At 29.9% G+C, this 20,627-nt stretch carries 19 protein-coding genes, 2 tRNA genes and 1 pseudogene; 6 read left to right on the top strand and 16 right to left on the bottom strand.

Going from position 1 to position 20,627, the window contains the following annotated elements:
* Window positions 1–6: 6 nt before the first annotated feature.
* The 7 genes and pseudogenes from rpmG to XO11_RS08360 all read right to left on the bottom strand — a co-directional run bounded on the left by rpmG (window position 7) and on the right by XO11_RS08360 (window position 6,535).
* Window positions 7–171, bottom strand: a complete 165-nt coding sequence (rpmG, locus tag XO11_RS08390) for a 50S ribosomal protein L33 (protein ID WP_014297169.1) — start codon at window positions 169–171, stop codon at window positions 7–9.
* Between the two features lie 36 nt (window positions 172–207).
* Window positions 208–294 (bottom strand) — tRNA-Tyr (locus tag XO11_RS08385).
* A gap of 25 nt (window positions 295–319) precedes the next feature.
* Window positions 320–395 (bottom strand) — tRNA-Thr (locus XO11_RS08380).
* A gap of 120 nt (window positions 396–515) precedes the next feature.
* Window positions 516–3,482 (bottom strand): DEAD/DEAH box helicase, encoded by a 2,967-nt coding sequence (locus XO11_RS10750; RefSeq protein WP_175418484.1) that lies wholly within the window; start codon window positions 3,480–3,482, stop codon window positions 516–518.
* 18 nt (window positions 3,483–3,500) lie between these two features.
* Window positions 3,501–5,087: pseudogene (locus XO11_RS08370) on the bottom strand (AAA family ATPase).
* 84 nt (window positions 5,088–5,171) lie between these two features.
* Entirely contained in the window at window positions 5,172–5,843 is a 672-nt protein-coding gene (locus XO11_RS08365; protein ID WP_175418483.1) for a thioredoxin fold domain-containing protein, read from the bottom strand.
* Between the two features lie 5 nt (window positions 5,844–5,848).
* Window positions 5,849–6,535: a cytochrome c biogenesis CcdA family protein gene (locus XO11_RS08360; RefSeq protein WP_014297166.1), complete on the bottom strand. Its 687-nt coding sequence runs from the start codon at window positions 6,533–6,535 to the stop codon at window positions 5,849–5,851.
* Between the two features lie 223 nt (window positions 6,536–6,758).
* On the opposite strand from XO11_RS08360, the gene XO11_RS08355 reads away from it, so the two are divergent.
* The 4 genes from XO11_RS08355 (at window position 6,759) to XO11_RS08340 (ending at window position 11,631) form a co-directional block, all read left to right on the top strand.
* Window positions 6,759–7,955, top strand: coding sequence for a YgeY family selenium metabolism-linked hydrolase (locus XO11_RS08355; protein ID WP_014297165.1), 1,197 nt, complete (start codon window positions 6,759–6,761; stop codon window positions 7,953–7,955).
* A 64-nt stretch (window positions 7,956–8,019) separates the two neighbouring features.
* Entirely contained in the window at window positions 8,020–9,015 is a 996-nt protein-coding gene (locus XO11_RS08350; protein WP_014297164.1) for an ornithine carbamoyltransferase, read from the top strand.
* Between the two features lie 19 nt (window positions 9,016–9,034).
* Window positions 9,035–10,348, top strand: a complete 1,314-nt coding sequence (locus tag XO11_RS08345) for a dihydroorotase family protein (protein ID WP_175418482.1) — start codon at window positions 9,035–9,037, stop codon at window positions 10,346–10,348.
* Window positions 10,342–11,631, top strand: coding sequence for an amidohydrolase family protein (locus tag XO11_RS08340; protein ID WP_175418481.1), 1,290 nt, complete (start codon window positions 10,342–10,344; stop codon window positions 11,629–11,631). The genes XO11_RS08345 and XO11_RS08340 overlap by 7 nt, the downstream gene beginning before the upstream one ends.
* A 31-nt stretch (window positions 11,632–11,662) precedes the next feature.
* Here XO11_RS08340 and rpsO read toward each other — a convergent pair whose 3' ends face one another.
* The 9 genes from rpsO to XO11_RS08295 all read right to left on the bottom strand — a co-directional run bounded on the left by rpsO (window position 11,663) and on the right by XO11_RS08295 (window position 18,579).
* Window positions 11,663–11,938: a 30S ribosomal protein S15 gene (gene rpsO / locus XO11_RS08335; RefSeq protein ID WP_014297161.1), complete on the bottom strand. Its 276-nt coding sequence runs from the start codon at window positions 11,936–11,938 to the stop codon at window positions 11,663–11,665.
* A 114-nt stretch (window positions 11,939–12,052) separates the two neighbouring features.
* The gene (locus tag XO11_RS08330) at window positions 12,053–12,937 is read right to left on the bottom strand and encodes a DUF1385 domain-containing protein (RefSeq protein ID WP_014297160.1); all 885 of its coding nucleotides are present in this window, start codon (window positions 12,935–12,937) and stop codon (window positions 12,053–12,055) included.
* Window positions 12,915–13,169 (bottom strand): hypothetical protein, encoded by a 255-nt coding sequence (locus XO11_RS08325; RefSeq protein ID WP_014297159.1) that lies wholly within the window; start codon window positions 13,167–13,169, stop codon window positions 12,915–12,917. Before XO11_RS08325 ends, XO11_RS08330 begins: the two co-directional genes overlap by 23 nt.
* Before the next feature lie 17 nt (window positions 13,170–13,186).
* Window positions 13,187–13,483 carry a stage V sporulation protein S gene (locus XO11_RS08320; RefSeq protein ID WP_014297158.1) on the bottom strand — a complete coding sequence of 99 codons (297 nt, stop codon included), beginning with the start codon at window positions 13,481–13,483 and terminating at the stop codon, window positions 13,187–13,189.
* A 134-nt stretch (window positions 13,484–13,617) separates the two neighbouring features.
* The gene (locus XO11_RS08315) at window positions 13,618–14,778 is read right to left on the bottom strand and encodes a 2-oxoacid:acceptor oxidoreductase subunit alpha (RefSeq protein ID WP_014297157.1); all 1,161 of its coding nucleotides are present in this window, start codon (window positions 14,776–14,778) and stop codon (window positions 13,618–13,620) included.
* Window positions 14,771–14,992: a ferredoxin family protein gene (locus XO11_RS08310; protein ID WP_014297156.1), complete on the bottom strand. Its 222-nt coding sequence runs from the start codon at window positions 14,990–14,992 to the stop codon at window positions 14,771–14,773. Before XO11_RS08310 ends, XO11_RS08315 begins: the two co-directional genes overlap by 8 nt.
* Window positions 14,993–15,020: 28 nt before the next feature.
* Window positions 15,021–16,157 (bottom strand): sodium ion-translocating decarboxylase subunit beta, encoded by a 1,137-nt coding sequence (locus XO11_RS08305; RefSeq protein WP_014297155.1) that lies wholly within the window; start codon window positions 16,155–16,157, stop codon window positions 15,021–15,023.
* A 169-nt stretch (window positions 16,158–16,326) separates the two neighbouring features.
* Entirely contained in the window at window positions 16,327–17,550 is a 1,224-nt protein-coding gene (gene pepT / locus XO11_RS08300; RefSeq protein ID WP_014297154.1) for a peptidase T, read from the bottom strand.
* Window positions 17,551–17,589: 39 nt separating this feature from the next.
* On the bottom strand, window positions 17,590–18,579 hold the full coding sequence (locus XO11_RS08295; protein WP_014297153.1) for a hypothetical protein: 990 nt from the start codon (window positions 18,577–18,579) through the stop codon (window positions 17,590–17,592).
* A gap of 48 nt (window positions 18,580–18,627) precedes the next feature.
* Here XO11_RS08295 and XO11_RS08290 point away from each other — a divergent pair, with 48 nt between their 5' ends.
* Window positions 18,628–19,611, top strand: a complete 984-nt coding sequence (locus XO11_RS08290; protein WP_198029610.1) for an alpha/beta hydrolase — start codon at window positions 18,628–18,630, stop codon at window positions 19,609–19,611.
* Window positions 19,601–20,617, top strand: coding sequence for an alpha/beta hydrolase (locus XO11_RS08285; RefSeq protein ID WP_014297151.1), 1,017 nt, complete (start codon window positions 19,601–19,603; stop codon window positions 20,615–20,617). The genes XO11_RS08290 and XO11_RS08285 overlap by 11 nt, the downstream gene beginning before the upstream one ends.
* Window positions 20,618–20,627: the final 10 nt, after the last annotated feature.

Genomic DNA, 20,627 nt, shown 5'->3' with positions numbered 1-20,627 from the left:
TTTAGTTTATATCTTTGATTCAACATGTAATGTGTGCTTGTTACAGTGTGGACAGTATTTTCTGAATTCCAATTTCTTTTTAAATGTTCTTTTTCTTGTTTTGTAGTAATTTCTTCTATTACATTCTGTACATTTTAATGATACAGTTAAAACAGGACTTTTAGCTGCCATTTTATTTCACCTCACATGCCATTATAATTGATAAAATGGTGGTGAGGGAAGGATTCGAACCTTCGAAGGCAATCCGCCAGCGGATTTACAGTCCGCCCCCTTTGGCCGCTCGGGCACCTCACCACCGATAAAAAAAAGAAAAAAAATTTGGAGCCGACGAAGGGACTCGAACCCCCAACCTGCTGATTACAAGTCAGCCGCTCTGCCAGTTGAGCTACGTCGGCATCTCAACTTTCCGGAATTTATTATAACAGATAATCAACCTTCTGTCAATTACCTAATGATTAAGAAGTTATTACTCCTTTGAAACATCATCCGGTGGTTACCCTTTTATGTTTGATAAATTATTCGAATAACTGATAAATATCTTCCCGACTCAAATTCTTTAGAACACCTTTTTCTGTGGATATTGCAAGATTGTATAAATCTTCCTTTGCTTCCTTTAATTTCATTATTTTTTCTTCTATTGATTCTCTTGTTATAAACTTGTATACAAATACAGGTTTATTCTGACCAATTCTATAGACTCTATCGGTGGCCTGGTTTTCAACCGCCGGATTCCACCACGGATCGTAATGAATAACATAATCTGCACCGGTAATATTTAATCCTGTTCCACCGGCTTTTAGACTTACAAGAAGTATTTTTATATTATTTGTATTATTAAATTCTTCCACTATTTCCACACGTTTTTTGGTTTTTCCAATTATTTTAAGATACTGAATTTTTTCCTTTTCCAGCCATTCTTCCATTATTTCAATCATTTTCACAAATTGTGAAAATATCACTATTTTATGATTTTCTTCCAATACTTCTTTTATAAAATTTTTAAACATATTAAATTTTGAGGATTCTATATTTACACCAAGCAATTTAGGATGATTTACAATTTGTCTTAGTCTTAGAAGTCCTTCAAGGACGCTAAAGTTTATGGTCCCCTGTGACATTGCAATTTTTTGCCTGTATTCTTCTGCTATTTGATGATAAATCTTTTTTTGATGTTGTGTCATTTCATTGAAAATATACTCTTCTGTTTTTGGCGGTAATTCTTTGAGTACATTTTCTTTTGTTCTTCTTAGAATAAATGGATGGATTTTCTTTTTTAATCTTTCAATACTTTCTTTATTTGCATAGTTGTATTTTCTCAAAAAATCCTTTTTATTTCCAAAAAATCCCGGCATTAAAAACTCAAATATGTTATATAAATCCGTCAATGAATTTTCAAGCGGCGTTCCTGTAAGTGCGAGTTTATGATTTGATTTGAGTTTTCTTATTGCCTTATATAATTTAGTTTCGTCATTTTTGATAAATTGTGCTTCATCAAGGATAATATAAAAATATTTTGTTTTCTTTAATTCTTCTATGGAATTTCTCAATGTATTATAAGTGGTTATAATTACATCTGTATCCTCAGGTATATCCTTTTGAGAATTATGATAAATGTAATATTTTATATTCGATGTAAATTTATCTATTTCATTTGCCCAATTGTATATAACTGAACGCGGAGCAATTATAAGGAATTTTCTGTCTTTTCTTTTTAATGATAGAATTAAAGCTATAGTTTGAAGCGTTTTACCAAGCCCCATATCGTCAGCAAGAATACCATTGAAATTATATTCTTGAAGATATCTTAAAAATCTATAACCTTCAATTTGATATTTTCTCATGGGAATTTTCAATTCAGGAATTTCATACTCTTTTATTTTTTCAAAACTCTTTACTTTTTCTATATATTTCTTTGTTTTTTCATCGAGAGTATCTATTTCTATATTTTCAGAATTTAATAATGAATATATGTTATAACTTTCAACTGTAATTTTTTCCTTTTTTACCTTTAAATCTTCAAGCTTTTCCAGTATATATTCTGGAATTTTAATAAAGGTTTCATCTTTAAGGACTATAAAGTTATTCTTTCTGTTTCTCAAATAACTTATATCTATACGTTTATTTCCTTTTAATTCAAGACTACCTTCCACATCAAACCAGCTATTTTTCATATTTAACTGCATTTTTATATTTTCAACTTCATGGAACTTAATATTCCTGTTCATTTTTATAATAATATTTTTATCCAGCTTTTTCATGCCATTTTCAAGGAATTCAAAGAAATCATTTATCTCCATTGAATATTGCCCTTTTTCATCGAGAAAAACATTAACCTCTTCAAGATTTTTTAATAACTTTCTTTCTAAATCATAATTTCTATATTTGTATTCATCATAAAAATTGATTTCTTTTCCATATAAAAATCTTCCTCGAAATACAAATCTATCCTGAAGAAAATTAATGTATAAATTTAATCTTGGAATAAATATCTCTTTTTTTATTTCAAATCTTTCATCTATATCTATTTCAAATCCAAATCTTTCATAAGGTAAAAGAACATCTTTTATATAATTTTCAAGGTTACTTTTATTTTCAAATGAAAATTCACTTTCTATATTCTTTAAATAAAAGGGGATATTTAACTGAGTCTTTATATCAATTATTGATATACTTTGTTTATTAAAATATGCCATATCGCTATATGTTTTCACAATCCTTTCCTTCTCTGGTATGGGAAATAATTTCATTTTACCTTTTTTACTTTCTAAATCACCTTCTAAAATTATCTTTATTTTTATATCTTCTCCCCATTTTAATTCTTTTTTATTTGGAAGAAGTATTTTACTGCTTTTTATTTTTTTTAATTCTCTAAAACTCATTAATCTTAATTCATAATCGTGTTTTCCATAGTAATTATCTATTTTCACAGGCACTATTAGTTTTTTTATCTCATATTCATCTTCCGGTACAGCTGTTTTTAGAAATTTCAATATATCATTATATGTTTCAATATCTTTTCTCAATTTTATTTTACCGTCAATTTTTTCTGCTAATTTTATTTTTGTATATTGTTCATCAGGATATACAAGATAATAGGTTTCTCCATAATCATAAATTCCAAGAAATTCCGCAATATCGCTTTCCACATGAATACTACTCTGTGTTTTACTTTCATTATTTAAATAATCTATTACTTTTAAGCTTAATGATACAAGATGCATACATGATGTGCTTTTTCCATAATTGCATGAACAGGAAAAATATATTTCTTCTGTTTCCTCATCAATACTAATTATAGGTCTAAAAAATTTTCCGCCATCATTGATAATGGCGGTAAAATTTGTTTTATTATTGCTTTTAAAAACAGAAAACTCTTCTACTAAATTATTTTCATAAAAGTCTTTTCCCGTTCTATATTCAAAATCATTAGCTTCTAATATCTTTTCATTTAATTTATCTATTATTTTATATATATTTCTCACCTTATCACCTTTTTTAATTTACAACTTCTCAATTATATATTCCTCAATATTCCTTTTTTCTGAATTTATATTTATTCCTATGAGATATATTTCTTTTCCGCTGTATTTTTCATAATACTTCATTTCTTTTATCTGTTTTAATGCTTCGTCGCTACTTTGATCCAGTTTTATTTCAAATAAATATATCCTGTCGTCAAAGTCTATTACTAAATCGCTTCTTCCTAAATTTGTCAATTCTTCTGCTTTTACATCTATTCCTGCTGAGGCTATTATTGTAAATATCAATACATTTCAGATAATAAAAAAGCAAATTCGTTCAAACAAGTAGAAAATTCTAATCCTCAAAAATTCTTGTTCCCGCCGGCCGTTGCAGACTCACATCCATGTTCGTCTTCACTCAAAATCACATCCGTGTGATTTTGTCCGGCTCCACTTCGAATTTTTTCAGGAATTTTCAAGTTTTCACTCATTTGCTTTTTTATTATCTTTATTTATCTCTTCAAGTATTTTAAGAAGACTTTCTTTCACTTCAAAATTTGGATAGTCCAGTATATATTTTTTCTTTAATCCATATTTTTTTATTCCTTTAAAGGTTAAATATCCTGCCTGCGTAAAGAAGATATTTGCTTTTGCATCTTCTATTTCTCTTGTTGAGAAATCTTCTGCACTTACTGGTGTTTTTACTAAATCTTCATACTCTATCTTTTTGCCTTTTATATATTCATACAAAAAACTTGGTGAGCCACTTTCAAACCAGAAGTTTTGGAATTCTTTTTCTGAAAAAAATCTCAATATTGAATATGGATTATATACTGTATGTTCTCCGTCAAATGAAAATCCATTATAATATCTTTTCATTTCTTCAAGCAATTCTTTTTCTGTTATTCCCATTTCTTTTGATAATTCTTTTATGTAATCCTTAAAGTAATATTCCAATTCTTCCTGTGTATACCCAAACATCTGTGAATATTTTCTGTTTAAGGATATATAGCTTAAATTGTTTAATGCTGAGAATACTCCTGTTTTTGTGAATTTTGTTATTCCGGTTATGAATACAAATTTTATATGCTCGTCATTTGCTTTTATATTTAAATAGAAATTTCTTAATACTTCTCTGCATTTTTCTGCCATTTTTTTGTTTGTTATATTATCCAATATTGGTTTTTCATATTCGTCTACCAGTATTACTACCTTTCCTTTTTCTGATAGCTTCATTATTAATTCATCAAATGCGAAACTATAATCTGTTTCTTCTATCTTTACTCCATTTCTTTTTCCTTCCTGAACTATCATTTTTGTGAGGCTTTCTTTAAGTTTCTCTATACTTTCTGATTTTGCTTTTAATAGATTTAATCTTATTATTGGATATTCTTTAAACTCCAATTTGTCGTATATATATGTATCTTTAAATAATTCTCTTTCCCCTTTAAATAAATAATAGAATGCCGATATAGTTAAACTCTTTCCGAATCTTCGAGGTCTTGACATAAAATAAAACTTTCCACTATTTATTAAATCATATAGATACTTTGTTTTATCTACATATATATAATTTTCTTCTATTAACTCCTTATAATCTGATATTCCTACCGGTAATTTTTTCATCACTTCCACCTCCATATCAAAATTATATCATATTTATAATATAAAACGCTCCAGCATATTAGCTATTGCTGAAGCGTTTTGATTCTACTTACTATAAATTACTACATAAAATTTACTTTCTATTTCCTTTGATTTTTCTTTAACAATAACATTTACAAAATTATCTAGAGAATCACCTTTTTGATATTCCACTGTATTTGGATCATTTTCAAGCAAATATTTTATCTCTTCATCTGTTAAGTTCAAAACTCTTTTTTCTATTGAAACTTTTATATTCTTTTTTACAAATGTACTATAATCTATATTGTGATTTGAAGAGTATTTAAAGTATTTTAAGATAGAAATAAAAGTTGTAGGATCTACATATCCTGGCAATTGAGCTTTAGCTTCTCCTTTACTATCAAAGAAGAAAAATGTCGGTGTCCCTCTTACTCCAAATGCTCCAAATAAATCCCTGTAATTTAATGTTTTCCCTTTATAATTGGCAATCTTTTTCTTATCAGCATATATCTCTGCAAAGATATATTCAGTTCTTAACCACTTTTGTACCTCTTCATCATATAAAGTTTCTTTTTTAAACTTATTACAATAATAACAACTTCCTGAAGAAAACATAATTATAACCTTTTTCCCTGTTATTTCACCAATTTTCAATGCCACATTAAAATCATGAACAATAAATTTATCTGGAAGGATTGAACCATACATAATTACACCTGATATTATTAATAAAATAAAAAGACTTATTTTTTTCATTATCCTCACACTCCCTGTAAATTATTGAACTTTCCAAGTATTACCAGAATCCCCATTAAAACCAATAATAAACTCCCTGAAACCTTTAAAATCTTTTGCCATTTTGGTGTCCCAAATGTAATTCTGGATAATAATTTACTTACTACACCGCTGAAAAATAAAAATGGAATAGAAATCCCCAATGAATATAAGAAAAGCATAAATCCACCTTTAAATATGTTTGTTGTTGTAGATGCAAAGGTCAATACTGCTGCGAGAACAGGTCCTGAACATGGAATCCATATAAATGAAATTAAAATTCCCATTATAAAAGCACCTAAAAAAGTTGTTCCCTTATATTTTGATAAATCCAGCTTAAATCCTTTGAAGATCTCTTTATCAAGGAGATAATAAATACCCATTATTATAATAAATATTCCTGCAACCAGATTAAAGACGTCTTGATATTTTGAGATAAAAGTTCCCAAACTTCCTGCTAAAACACCCAGCATCGAGAAGAATATCGATAAACCAAGAAAAAAAGCTAATCCACGTTTCAAGGTAAGTTTAAAATCCTTCAAATCTGGCATTAGAATTCCAAAAAATAATGGAACTAACGGCAATATACAGGGACTAAAAAATGAGATTATCCCACCTAAAAAGGCACCAAAATATCCTATTGTTGGTTGAACAGCAACAGCTAAATTCTCCATATTCATCTCCTTTCTATTGATTATAACTAATAGTAGATTAATTATATCATAATTACAATTATAAATTATACTCCCTCAAAAATCTTTGAATAATTGAGATAATTAAAAATATTTAAAAATTCCAATTGCTAAAGTAATGTTAATTTAGTTTTTATGGATTTTAAATTTTAATATTAAAGTTATATAATGTTATATAAAGAATTTTCATATGGGAGGGATAGGATTGACAACTTTAGAATTGGCAGAAAAATACCGAGAAGACATAGTTAAATTTATGAGCAAACTCATAAAAGCCAGAAGTTATTCTGGTGATGAAAAAGAAGTAATTCAGGTAATTAAAGAAGAGATGGAAAAGGTTGGATTTGACGAAGTAAAAATCGATGGTCTGGGAAATATTCTCGGAAGGATTGGCAGTGGAAAAACTGTTATAGCTATGGACGCACACATTGATACAGTTGAAGTAGGAAATCCTGATTTGTGGGATAAGGATCCATTTAGTGGTGATTGGGATGAAGAATGGGTTTATGGTCGTGGTGCTTCTGATCAAAAAGCCGGTATGTGTTCTATGGTATATGGTATGAAAATACTTAAGGATTTAAATTTACTTGATGATTTTACAGTATATGTAACTGGTACAGTTATGGAAGAAGACTGTGACGGATTATGTTGGAGATATATTGTAGAAGAAGACAAGTTAAAACCTGATTTTGTAGTTATTACAGAACCTACAAGTTTAAATGTCTATAGAGGCCATAGAGGAAGAATAGAATTTAGAGTAAAAACAGTGGGGCTTTCAGCACATGCAAGCGCTCCAGAAAGAGGCGATAATGCTATATATAAAATGGCAAAGATTATAAATGAAATAGAAAAATTAAATGAAAACTTGCATTATGATCCGTTTTTAGGTAAAGGCACAATAGTTGTTTCTCAAATATTCTTTAAATCACCTTCACATAACGCTGTACCTGATGAATGTGTTATTCACATTGATAGAAGATTAACAGCTGGAGAAACAAAGGAAAGCGCATTTGAAGAGATAAGAGAAATATTTAAAAAGACCGGTATAGATGCTGAAATTGTAGAATTAACCTATTCAAAACCTGCTTATACAGGAGTAGAATATCCAGTTGAAAAATATTTTCCAACATGGGTTGTTGAAGAGGACTCTACTGTAGTTCAAGCTGCAAAAGAAACGTTTGAAAAAACATTTAATGATGAACCATTTATTGATAAATGGACATTTAGTACTAATGGAATTGCAACAGCTGGTGTTTATGGAATACCTACAGTTGGATTTGGACCTGGTGATGAAAAATATGCTCATGCTCCAAACGAAAAGGTAAAGATTGAACATCTTGTTAAAGCTGCAGCATTTTACGCTAATTTCCCAAAAACATTGGTAGAGAAACTTAAAAAGTAAATTTTTTTCAGTAAAAAAGAGAACGTTTTCAAATTAAAAAATTAAAACTAAGGGGGAGATATTTATGTCAGCATTTTTTAAGACAGAAAAAAGTAGACATTTCATTACAACACAGGATTTTACAAATGAAGAAATAGAAATGATGTTAGATCTTGCAAGGGATTTAAAAATCAAAATGGCATCCAACATACCAACACCATATTTATTATATAAAACTTTATTCTTAATATTCTTTGATCAATCTACAAGAACAAGAAACTCTATGGAAGCTGGTATTGCACAATTAGGAGGTCATGCTAATTTCTTAAACCCAAGTACAATGCAATTATCTCATGGAGAAACACCTGAAGATACTGCAAGAGTTTTAGCAAGAATGGGACACGGAATTGCAGTTAGAGCATGTGAATTCGGAAAAGGTAATAAATATTTAAGAGGAATGGCTTCTGTTTCACAGGTACCTGTTATGAATTTACAGGATGATGTTTATCATCCGTTCCAGGTATTGGCCGATGTAATGACAATGCAGGAAAGATTTGGAAAGAATTTAAGAGGCTTAAAGGTTGGTATCAGCTGGGCATATGCTGAAAGTCATTTAAAACCTTTATCAGTTCCTCAATCACAAATATTACTGTTCACCAGATTGGGTATGGACGTAACTCTTGCTTATCCAGAAAAATTCGATTTAATGCCTGATATTGTAAAACAGGCACAGGAAAATGCAGAAAAATATGGTGGAAAATTGAATATTTCACATAAAATGGAAGATGCATTTGTTGATGCACATGTTGTTATACCAAAGAACTGGGGAGGATTCTTTGTGTCAGATGATCCAGAAGAAATTAAAGCTGAAACCGCAAAACATAAAGATTGGATCTGCGATGAAGAAAAAATGAAATTAACAAGACCGGATTCAGTTTATATGCATGCATTACCTGCAGATAGAGGAAAAGAAGTTGTAGATTCTGTTATTGACGGACCACATTCAATAATATTTGATGAAGCAGAAAATAGATTGCATACAGCAAAGGCTGTAATGACATTATTAATGGGTGGAAGATAATAATCGGGATGTGATTGCCATGTTTGATCTTGGGATATTAAATGGCGAAATATACATAAATGGTGAGTTTATAGAAGGAAACCTTTATGTTAAAAATGGAAAGATATTTGATATTACTACATCATATTTAGAATCAAAGAAAGAAATCAATGCTTCCGGGAAGTTTATACTTCCCGGTTTTATAGATCCACATGTTCATTTTGAACTAACCGTTGGAAAATATACTTCTGTCGATAATTTTAAAACAGGCTCAATTTCTGCAGCATATGGCGGAATTACTTCATATATCGATTTTCTCGATCCAATAACTACAATGGAAGAACTGAAAAAAGCTTTTGAAACTCGTATGAATTTAGCCCAAAAAAGTCATACCGACTTTGCATTTCATGCCACTATAGCAAATCCAACTGTAGAACCTCATAAATTAATTAAAAAATGCAAAGAATTAGGTGTAGCAAGTATTAAATTATTTACCACGTATGGACAGCGAATGACAAAGGATAAATATATATCAGAATTGCTTTCATTATCTTCTGAAGAAGGAATTGTCGTTACAGTACATGCTGAAAATGATGAGCTAATAGAAAAGAAGGAAAAAATAAAAATGAAGGAGCATTCTAGCGTTAGATCTACTCTTTCTGAAACTACAGAAGTTGTAAAATTAGCTGAAATGGCAGAATATTATGAAGGACAACTGTATATAGTCCATTTATCAAGTGGATATTCCCTTGATGTCTTAAAGAAAAAATTTTCTGATATCATAGGAAAAAATATGGTTCTTGAAAGCTGTCCGCATTATTTTTATTTTGATGACAGTTTATATGGAAAAAAACACGGATATTTATTCTCAATGACACCACCTTTGAGAAGCGAAAAGGAAAAGGATTTGCTCGTCGAAAATTTTGATTATTTGCAAACAATAGGAACGGATCATTGCCCATTTAATTCAAAGGATAAAAATAAACGATATACAAATATTATGCCTATGGGAATAGGTGGACTGGAATTTTCATTCTCATTAATGTTTACACTTTTTGGAGAAAAAGTTATTGATAAATTCACCTCTAATGTTGCTAAGTATTATGGATTATATCCACGTAAAGGTAACCTTTTACCGGGCGCTGATGCAGATATTGTAATCTTCGATCCAGAAGTTGACTGGATAATAGAAAAACATCATTCTGCAGCAGATTACACAGTTTATAAAGGTCTCCCTGTTAAAGGCAAAGTTATAACAACAATATCAAATGGTAAAATAATAATTAACAATGGAAAATTTATCGGTTCAAGGAAAAAGGGAAGATTCCTGAGAAGGGAAGAGATAAGATGGTAAAGGTTATTGTTAATTGTAATATCTTTGATTATGAAACATATAGAGAAAATCAATATATTAGATTTGATAAAGAAATAATTGAAACAGGTTCAATGGATAATTTCAAAAAAAAAGGAAATGAAGAAATTATTGATTTTAAAGGAAAACTCGTTATGCCAGGATTTGTCAACGGACATACACATATTTATTCCACTTTTGCAAGGGGAATGGCTGTTGAATTTAATCCAAAAAGTTTTTCTGATATCTTAAAACAGTTATGGTGGCGAATGGATTCAAAAATTGATCTTGAAACTACATATTATAGTGGTCTTGTGAGCGGTATAGAATTTATAAAAAATGGAATTACAGGAATTATAGACCATCATGCAAGCGGGCAAGCAATAAAAGGAACATTGAACAAATTAAAGGAAAGCGTTACAGAAGAAATTGGTGTAAGAGGTGTTTTTTGTTTTGAAACCAGTGATAGATTTAATATTGACGAATGTATTGAAGAAAATACAGAATTTTTAAAGAATAATTCTGAAAAATTTGCCGGAATGTTTGGTTTACACGCTTCACTCTCTTTATCCAACGAAACATTAAAAAAGGTATCAGAAAATTTAAATGGTGCTCCCATACACATTCATGTAGCTGAAAGTTTAGAGGATGAGGAAGATTCAATAAAAAAATATGGAAAACGTGTTGTTGAAAGATTAGAAGAATTCAATTTGTTAACTGATAATTCCATATTATCCCATTGTGTCCATATTGATGAAAATGAAGCTGATATAATTTCAAATTACAATGTATATGTTGCACTTAATCCTACTTCAAATATGAATAATGCCATAGGAATGCCAAATTATAAATTACTCAAAGATAAAAATATAAAAACAATAATAGGCAATGACGGCTTAGGATTTAATATAACAAGAGAATATTTAAACCTTTATTTCACCCAGAAATATAGATATGAAGATCCAACATTCTTCAATTTTGATGATTTAAAGAATAATATTGATAATGTATATAACCTGTTTGGAAAAATGTTGAATATAAAGGTTGGTAGAATAGAAAAAGGATACAAAGCCGATATGATTTCTTTTGAATATGCACCATTTACACCTTTAAATGAAAATAACATTTTTGGGCATGTGTTTTTTGGTATCTGGGATAATCTCGATGTTGTTGATACAATTATTGACGGTGAATTTTTAATGGAAAATAGGAAAGTAAATTTTGAAGTTGAAAAAATTTATAACGAAGCAAAAGATGTTGCTGAAAAATTATGGAATATCATTTAAAAAACTCCCGCTATTGAGCGGGAGTTTGATATTATCCTCTGATTCCTAATTTTGAAATTAATTCTTTATAAACTTCTGGTCTTTCTTTCTTGAGGTATTTTAACATTTTTCTTCTTTTACCAACCATTTTCATAAGACCTCTTCTTGAGTGGAAATCCTTTGGATGTGTTTTTAAGTGTTCTGTTAAGTGTCTGATTCTTGCTGTTAATAAAGCAACCTGAACTTCTACTGAACCTGTGTCTTTGTCGTTAATTTTGAATTCTTCAATAACGTTCTTTTTTACTTCTGGATCTAATCCTCTTGACATCTTCTTTCCCTCCGTTTATATATTCCTCTGACCAAGATAAGGTCTATGCCATTATCTGAGTCAGGGTATTTATATTATATTATAAGTTATGTTAAATGTCAATTGATATTTTATTTAAATTTCAACAACTTCTTCTCCATCAAAGTCTTCCTTTAAAGCATATTCAAGGGATATTAATGCTACCTTTAATTGTTCTTCATCAGGTTCTGATGTGGTTATTTTTTGAAGCATTAATCCTGGAGAAGCTAAAATCTTACCAAGAGATGTATCTATTATTTTTGCTGTAAATCTTTGAAATTCATATGCAACTCCAGCTACCAACGGCAATAAAACTATTCTTGTTATTGTTTTTTCTAACAATGTTGTATAACCCATAGCTCCTGTAATGGAAAAAACTATTATCGAGGCAAAAACAGTTATTATAAGAAAACTCGTTCCACATCTGGGATGTAATGTTGTATATTTTTTTGCGTTCTCAACAATTAATTGTTCTTTGTTTTCGTAAGTATAAACTGCTTTATGTTCTGCACCATGATATTCAAAAACTCTTTTAACATCCTTAAATAATGAAATTACCCATATATAAAGTATAACAAATATTGCCCTTATTACACCTTCAGCAAATGAAAACCAGAATTCATTGTTTATATTGAATAATTTTGTCAAATACATCGGTGCCAATCCAAATCCCCCAACAGAAAAAAGTATAGCTAATAATATTGATATAATCATATCTTTTTTTGTTATTTCCTCTTCATCTGATACATTAGCCGAATAAGTTAAAGCTCCCATTCCTATTATCATCGCTTTTAATAATACAAAAAAACCCCGTATAAAGGGTATCTTTTCAAGAAAACCGAAAGAAAATTCATTTAATTTTTTTATCTGAACCTTTCCATCTGGCCTTTTTACAGCAACTACAGTATGTATTCCCTTCATCATTACGCCTTCAATAACTGCCTGACCTCCAACATATTTAGGCATTTTCTTTTCGTTCATTATTTATCCTCCTCAATATTTCCTCTGCTACACCATTTTCTGTAATTACAAAATAAAAGGTTAGAGCTTCCTTATCAACAGTTTTTTCTTTTTTCAATACCATGGAAGCCTTTCTTCGTATTTTTAATCTTTCATTTATATTTAATTTAGAAATTTCTTCAACTATAGAAAAAAGCCGCGCGTCATTTATACACGCGGTCACTATTTCATTGATGATTTTATCATCTATCACTTACAATTCTCCTCGTATTATTCTTCTGTAGCTTCGTCTGTTTCTTCTTCTGTTATTTCTGCAAAAACTCTGAATTTTATACCTGTTCTCTTTTCGTCACCAACAGTAACTTCAACAAATCCTGGTACTACAAAAATCTTTTTTCCTCTTGTTTCAACGAATCTTCTGGCAATAGCAATAGCTTTTACTGCCTGATTAACAGCCCCCGCTCCTATAGCCTGGATTTCAACTTCGTCTGTTTTGCTGAGAACTCCTGCGATAGCTCCAGCAACTTTGTTTGGAGATGAATTATGACCAACTTTTAAAACTTCCATGAATAGCTCAGCCCCCTTTATTATCATTATCACATTTTATTTTACCATAAAATTTCTTTTTTTTCAAATACAATTTTTAATTGTTAATATACATATACCAAAAAACAAATCCCCCTTTTGAAAAGGGGGATTTATTAAAATTCTATTATATGTCTCCATACCTGTGTTATTGAATCCAATATTTCTTTTGGTGAAATTAAATCACCATCTACTCTATTTACAAGTGCTATATGTTTTCCAAATTTATTTACCCTTGATATTTCAAGTGCAAGTTGCCCTAAATTCATTTCAGCCACAATTATAGCCTGTGATTTCTTCAAAAGATTTTTCATTTTTGATACAGAGAATGGCCAGATTGTAATGGGTTTAAATAACCCTACAGGTATTCTATCTTCACGTGCCATTTTTACAGCCTTCATTGCACTTCTAGCAACTGAACCATAAGCTACAACTATAATTTCAGCGTCTTCTGTCATATATTCATCATAAATAGCAATTTCTTCTGTATATAATCTGATTTTGGAATCAAGATGTTTAATTACTTTATCTGCTACTGAAGAAGACCCCACCGGGAATCCTGTTTCATCATGAACTAAACCTGAAACATGAAATCTTGCCTTTCCCATTTCTATTAACGGATTTACAGGATAATTTTCTTCCTGGAATCCAAAAGGATGGAATAAATCTTCTTCTTCTATTTCTTCTTCACTCATTCTTGCCACTATTTCAGGATTTTCGTATTCATCACTTAAGTAAAAACTCTCTCTCATATGTCCTAATGTTTCATCCATTACAAGCACAACTGGTGTTCTATATTTTTCAGCATAATTAAATGCCGTAATTGTATATTTATAAACCTCTTCTACTGTTGAAGGATAAAGAGCTATTATCTGCTGATCGCCATGCCTTCCCCATCTTATCTGCATTATATCTCCCTGTGATGGCTTTGTTGGCAAACCTGTACTTGGTCCTCCCCTCATAACATCCACTATTACACATGGCGTTTCAGTCATCGTTGCGTATCCAAGAGCTTCCTGCATTAAACTAAAGCCTGGACCACTTGTAGCTGTCATTGACTTTACGCCTGCTAATGATGCACCAATAATGGCTGCAGCACTGGCAATTTCATCTTCCATTTGTATGAATTTTCCTCCAACTTTTGGTAATTCTCTTGCCATAACCTCTGCTACTTCTGAAGAAGGTGTAATAGGATATCCTGCAAAAAATCTACAACCTGCTTTTACTGCTGCTAATGCACATGCTTCATTTCCCTGCATGAATACTATTTTACCCATTGGCCTCAACCACCTTTTTCTCTGATATATCAATAGCAATATCAGGACATAATCTTTCACACATTAAACAACCTATACATTTGCTTTCATCAACTATTATAGGTTTTCCCATTTCTGCTGAGCCAAGGGCTTTTGTTGGACAAACATGATAACATATACCACAGTTTTTACAGTAAGAATAGTTAATGGTAATCTCATAGCTTTTTTTTGCCATTTAGGATTTTCACCTCTTTATAAAAGGATTAGAGTATTGATAAAAATACACCTGCTGCTACAGCTGAACCAATTACACCTGCAACATTTGGACCCATTGCATGCATAAGAATAAAGTTTCCTGGATCTTCTGACTGAGCAACAGTTTGTGCAACCCTTGCTGAATCAGGAACAGCTGAAACTCCAGCAGCACCTATTAAAGGATTTATTTTATCTTTTGTAAATAAATTCATGAGTTTTGCAAAGAATATCCCTGACATCATTGCAATAATAAATGCAACAGCACCAAGTAAGAATATTTTTAAACTTGTTGGCTTTAAAAATACATCTGCCCTTGCTGTACTTCCAACAGAAAGCATTAATAATATGGTAACTGAATCAAGTATATATCTTGAAGCAGCTTCAGCAAGCCTTTTTGTAACTCCAGATTCTTTTAACAAATTACCAAGCATTAACATTCCCACAAGTGATATAGCCTTAGGTACAAGTAACGCAACAACTATTGTTGTAGCAATTGGGAATATAATCTTTTCTTTTTGTGTAACATGTCTCATTTTTTTCATTCTTATTAATCTTTCTTCTTTGGTTGTCAATAATTTCGAGACAGGTGGCTGCAATATCGGTATTAAAGCTATATACGAATATGCAGCAATTGCGATTATTGCCAATAAATCAGGTGAAAATCTTGAAGCAAGATAGATTGAAGTAGGTCCATCTGCACCACCAATTATAGCTATAGATGCAGCGCTATGAATATCGAATCCCATCATATTTGCAACTATAAATGTTCCAAATATTCCAACCTGAGCTGCAGCACCTAAAAAGATTAATCTCGGATCTGCAATAAGGTATGAGAAATCTGTTAATGCACCTATTCCTAAAAATATCAATGGTGGATATATTCCTAAAAACATTCCCCTTTGTATATACCATAATAATCCTCCAACCTGGCCATCCATAGGTGGATTTAAAATACCGGTAACTTCCGGTGGAATATTCGCAAGAATAATTCCAAATCCAATAGGTATTAATAATAACGGTTCGGCATGTTTAACAATAGCAATGTAAATTAACACGGATCCAATAGCAATCATCAATAGATGCTGCCAGGTAAAATAGGCAAAACCACTGTTTGCAAAGAATGCGACAAAATTAGACAAATCCATTTCAAATCCTCCTTGTAAATATTTTCAAATTTAATTATAACCCTTTATGTTAATTAATTCAACCATCATTTTTTATAAGATTAACAACTTAAAGTTTAAAAAGCACAGGATTTTGGATTACTTTACTGCTAATCCTAACTGATTAGATTTAACAGGAAGATTTTATCTTTTAGTTTCTTGCAACCAATTTAGAAATTTCTATAATAACTTCCACAGCCTTTTCCATTGAAGGAATTGGAATGTATTCGTATCTGCCATGGAAATTGTGACCACCTGTAAAGATATTTGGACATGGCAATCCCATATAAGATAGTCTTGCACCATCTGTTCCGCCTCTTATAGCTTTTATAATTGGTGTTACACCTACATTTTCCATGGCTTTTTTAGCTATTTCAATTATTTCTGGATTTTTATCTATTATTTCTTTCATGTTGTAATAAGAATCTTTTAGGTTTAATTCAACTGTATTTCCACCATACTTTTTGTTTAAAAGCTCCGCATTTTTTTCACATAACCATTTTTTATTTTCAAATAATTTTTTATCATGATCTCTAACTATCATTACAACTTCTGCTGAATCACAATCACCTTTAATGCCTACTACATGAAAAAATCCTTCGTATTTTTCTGTATTCTGTGGAGTTTGTGCCTGAGGAAACATCATTATTAATTCTGCTGCTATTTCAGCTGCATTTATCATTTTATTTTTAGCTGTTCCTGGATGTATACTTTTTCCATTTATTTTAAAATGTGCTGTGGCAGCATTAAAATTTTCTGCTTCAAGCTCTCCAATTTCTCCCCCATCTATTGTATATGCAAATTTTGCGCCAAATTTTTCCACATTAAATCTATCGGCTCCTCTACCTATTTCTTCATCAGGAGTAAATCCTATTCTTATCTTTCCATGTTTTATTTCTGGATGCTGAATTAAGTATTCCATAGCTGTGATAATTTCAGCAATACCGGCTTTGTCGTCTGCACCCAACAATGTATTTCCATCTGTAACTATTATTTCCTGTCCAATATAATTATTTAATTTTGGAAATTCCTCAGGACTTAATACAATATTCTTTTCTTCATTTAATACAATATCTCCGCCCTCATATTTTATAATCTTCGGTTTTACACCTTTGCCTGTTAATGCAGGTGCTGTATCCATATGAGCAATAAAACCTATTACAGGAATATCTTCTTCTGAATTTGCCGGTAAAGTTGCATATACATATCCATTTTCATCTACTTCAACTTCACTCAACCCTATTTCTTCTAATTCTTTTTTTAAATAATTTGCAAAAACAAGCTGTTCTGGTGTTGAAGGACATGTTTCAGAATTTTCATCAGACGTGGTATAAAATTTTACATATTCCAAAAATCTTTCCTGTACTTTTTTCATAGTAATGCCCCTTTCTTTGGTATTCTATATTTATTATATTTATATAAACCTTTTGATTTCCAATATCTTTTCTTTATCAAAATCATATTCTTTAAATTTATCATTTGATAATACAAAATATCCATATTTTTTTGCTATTTCTATTATTTTTTCATCTGCCGGAGAATGTAAATATACTCTTTTTTTCAACAGAAAATTTTTTAATATTTTCCTTTCTTCTTCTTCTAAAATGTATTCGATATTTTTATCAAAAACAATATGAACAGGATAAAATACATATTTTTCTGTATACAGATTTTCTATTATTCCCAGCAAAAACTGTAAGGAATTTTTATTTTCATATCTTACAACATTGCTTCCATCAATAACCATCCCTTTTATTCCCGAAACATTGAATAGTCTATAATGATAATATGAAAAACTCCTTAACTGTAGATTAAGTAAATGTTGTTCAAAATCACTAAGACTTTTATAAATTTCCAAAAATCTTTTTAAGGTTGCATTTTTATCTTCAAGTGGATTTAATTTTAATATTTCATCTAACAAATTCTGAATAAAAATATTTTTTTCGTCAAGAGGAATATAAGTCATTAACGCGTAAAGATCTATATAATCCTTAAATGGAAGTTTTTTAAAAATAACTTTTGGTGTGTATAATTCTATACCATATTTTTTCAATTTTTCTTCATAACCACCTGGAGGAAATTTATCGGGAAACATTATAAATTTTATCATTTCTATATCTTCATCTTTTAATCCATAATATTTTTTCAAATCGTTAAATCTATTTTCTTTTGGTTTTTCTACAATATGAATTAATAAAAATTGCAAATCATTAATGTGTTTTGTCAGTATTTTTCTTTCTGCATTTTTACTTAAAAATCTAAATAGAGATATTAATTTTCTCTGATTTAATGTTCTTGGAGACAATAGATATTTTCTCATTTTCAATACGTCTTTTCTAATTCTATCGCTATGTTCTTTGTAGTCTTTTTCTTCTATAATATGCTTTATTTCTCCAAAACCCATTTAATATTTCTCCTTTTTTAAAATTTGGTGTATAATATTATAAAGAGGTTGCGAGGTGGTACTATAAATAAAAATATTTTAAAAAAAATTCTGGCTTTTTTTGTAATTATTGGAACGTTAACCTGGGGTGGAATTGTAATTGTATTTACATTCTTTTTATGGGCATCATTATATATTATAAACCTTCTAAGAAAAAAATTGCCCATTGACGCTTATGATTTTAGAGGTCCTTATACATATACATATAAAACTGAAGGAAAATTACAATTAAAGATGGATATTTATTATCCCAAAAATCACAATAAGGAAAAATTACCTGTTATATTTTTTGCGCATGGTGGTGGATGGGTTTCCGGGTTCAGAAATCAACCCAATAATGTTTCATGGTGTAAATTTATTGCTTCAAAAGGTTTTGCTGTAGTATCTATTGACTATAGATTTGGAATTTCACATACAATGGATGAAATATTATCAGATTATACAGACGCTTTAAATTTTATCAAAAAAAACGCCCAAAAACTGTATTTTGATAAAAATAATATTATTTTAATGGGACTATCCGCCGGAGGCCATCTTTCGTTATTATACTATTCTTATAACACATTTTTAAAAAAGAAAGATAAAATTTCTGGTATTAAAGGCGTGATTGCATACTATGCACCGTCCGATTTAATGGATCTTTTTGATAAAAATGTAAAATCGGTTTTTGCAAAGGTTGCAGTTACTGCAACTTTAAAAGGATTACCGGTAAAAGAAAAAACAGGAAAATATTTATATTATTCTCCTATATTCTGGATAAATGAAAATATGAATCCTGTATTATTGGTTCACGGAAAAGAAGATAAAGTTGTTCCTTTTTCGTCTTCTGTAAAATTGTATAAAAAATTAAAAGAAAAAGGTGTAAAGGTTAAGTTTTTTGTCCACAAATATGGTGATCATGGATTTGAATTTGAAAATAATGATATACAAACAATTAAAATTCTAAATGAAACAATAAAATTCATGAGGGGTTTGATTAAAAATGAAGGTTGATTTTACATATGAAAAGAAAGATTTTGATTATATTTCTGGATATATTTTTAAAGGAAAACATTATAGATGTAATTATATTCGATTTAAAACATTATACAGAAATCCTGCCAGAGGTACTGAAACTGTAGAATTATATAATTTTGAACCCAAAGAAGAAACTCTTGCTTCTGCATTAATTTTACACGGTCTTGGTAGTGCAAATGTAAAGTATATGATATGGCTTGCAAAACGTCTTGCATCTGTTGGAATAAATACCTCTATTTTAATCTTACCCGGTAATTATACCCGTGTTGATGAAAAATCTGTTAGTGGAAGAAATTATCTCTGGCCTGAAATAAGTGTAATGTATAGATTTTGGGAACATGGGGTTGTTGATACATTAAGTACAATTGATTTTTTAAAACAAAAAAAATTGTGGAAAAAACACAATATCCTGATTGGATATTGTTTAGGAGGAATGATAGGAACTATTGTAGAAGCTTTAAACCCACAATTAGATAAATTATTGTTAATGACAACAGGAGGATACTTACCGGAAATTTTATATAATTCTCCTGCAACAAAATTTGTTCGAAGAATGATAGATAAAGGTTTTAAAACAGATTTTGATATGCATAATATAGAAAAGATTTATAACATATACGAGGATCAATTCCAGATAGTAAAAAATATGAAACTTGAAGAAATATTAAATAGCAAAAAAATACATCCATTATTTAGAATAGATCCTCTTTCTTATGCTCATTTAATTAATCCAAAAAAGGTTACTTTTATTGAAGCAATATTTGATAAAACACTTTCTGTAAGAAGCAGAAAGATTTTATGGAAAGAATTTAAGAAAGGTGCAAAACATATTCACGCTCTTACAGGACATGTAATATGGCTACCATTTGAATTTATGTTAGCTAATTATGTTATTAAATTAATGGATATAGAAGATCTAAAGATCAGAGCAAGATTATATGGTTTTGATGAAATAGATGAAGTTTTAGATGAAAATTTTTAGGGGTGATTTT

The sequence above is a fragment of the Marinitoga sp. 1138 genome (assembly GCF_013363265.1).
In the GTDB taxonomy this organism is placed as follows: Bacteria; Thermotogota; Thermotogae; order Petrotogales; family Petrotogaceae; genus Marinitoga; species Marinitoga piezophila.
This window is presented reverse-complemented; position numbering and strand designations above follow the sequence as displayed.

Coding starts and splice junctions, on each gene's coding strand:
- pepT (WP_014297154.1), bottom strand. CDS start 17,550: ATGAAAAAAGTACAGGAAAGATTTTTGGAATATGTAAAATTTTATACC.
- XO11_RS08320 (WP_014297158.1), bottom strand. CDS start 13,483: ATGGAAGTTTTAAAAGTTGGTCATAATTCATCTCCAAACAAAGTTGCT.
- XO11_RS08295 (WP_014297153.1), bottom strand. CDS start 18,579: ATGGGTTTTGGAGAAATAAAGCATATTATAGAAGAAAAAGACTACAAA.
- rpmG (WP_014297169.1), bottom strand. CDS start 171: ATGGCAGCTAAAAGTCCTGTTTTAACTGTATCATTAAAATGTACAGAA.
- XO11_RS08345 (WP_175418482.1), top strand. CDS start 9,035: ATGTTTGATCTTGGGATATTAAATGGCGAAATATACATAAATGGTGAG.
- XO11_RS08330 (WP_014297160.1), bottom strand. CDS start 12,937: ATGAACGAAAAGAAAATGCCTAAATATGTTGGAGGTCAGGCAGTTATT.
- XO11_RS08350 (WP_014297164.1), top strand. CDS start 8,020: ATGTCAGCATTTTTTAAGACAGAAAAAAGTAGACATTTCATTACAACA.
- XO11_RS08315 (WP_014297157.1), bottom strand. CDS start 14,778: ATGGGTAAAATAGTATTCATGCAGGGAAATGAAGCATGTGCATTAGCA.
- XO11_RS08305 (WP_014297155.1), bottom strand. CDS start 16,157: ATGGATTTGTCTAATTTTGTCGCATTCTTTGCAAACAGTGGTTTTGCC.
- XO11_RS08360 (WP_014297166.1), bottom strand. CDS start 6,535: ATGGAGAATTTAGCTGTTGCTGTTCAACCAACAATAGGATATTTTGGT.
- XO11_RS08340 (WP_175418481.1), top strand. CDS start 10,342: ATGGTAAAGGTTATTGTTAATTGTAATATCTTTGATTATGAAACATAT.
- XO11_RS08285 (WP_014297151.1), top strand. CDS start 19,601: ATGAAGGTTGATTTTACATATGAAAAGAAAGATTTTGATTATATTTCT.
- XO11_RS08310 (WP_014297156.1), bottom strand. CDS start 14,992: ATGGCAAAAAAAAGCTATGAGATTACCATTAACTATTCTTACTGTAAA.
- XO11_RS08365 (WP_175418483.1), bottom strand. CDS start 5,843: ATGAAAAAAATAAGTCTTTTTATTTTATTAATAATATCAGGTGTAATT.
- rpsO (WP_014297161.1), bottom strand. CDS start 11,938: ATGTCAAGAGGATTAGATCCAGAAGTAAAAAAGAACGTTATTGAAGAA.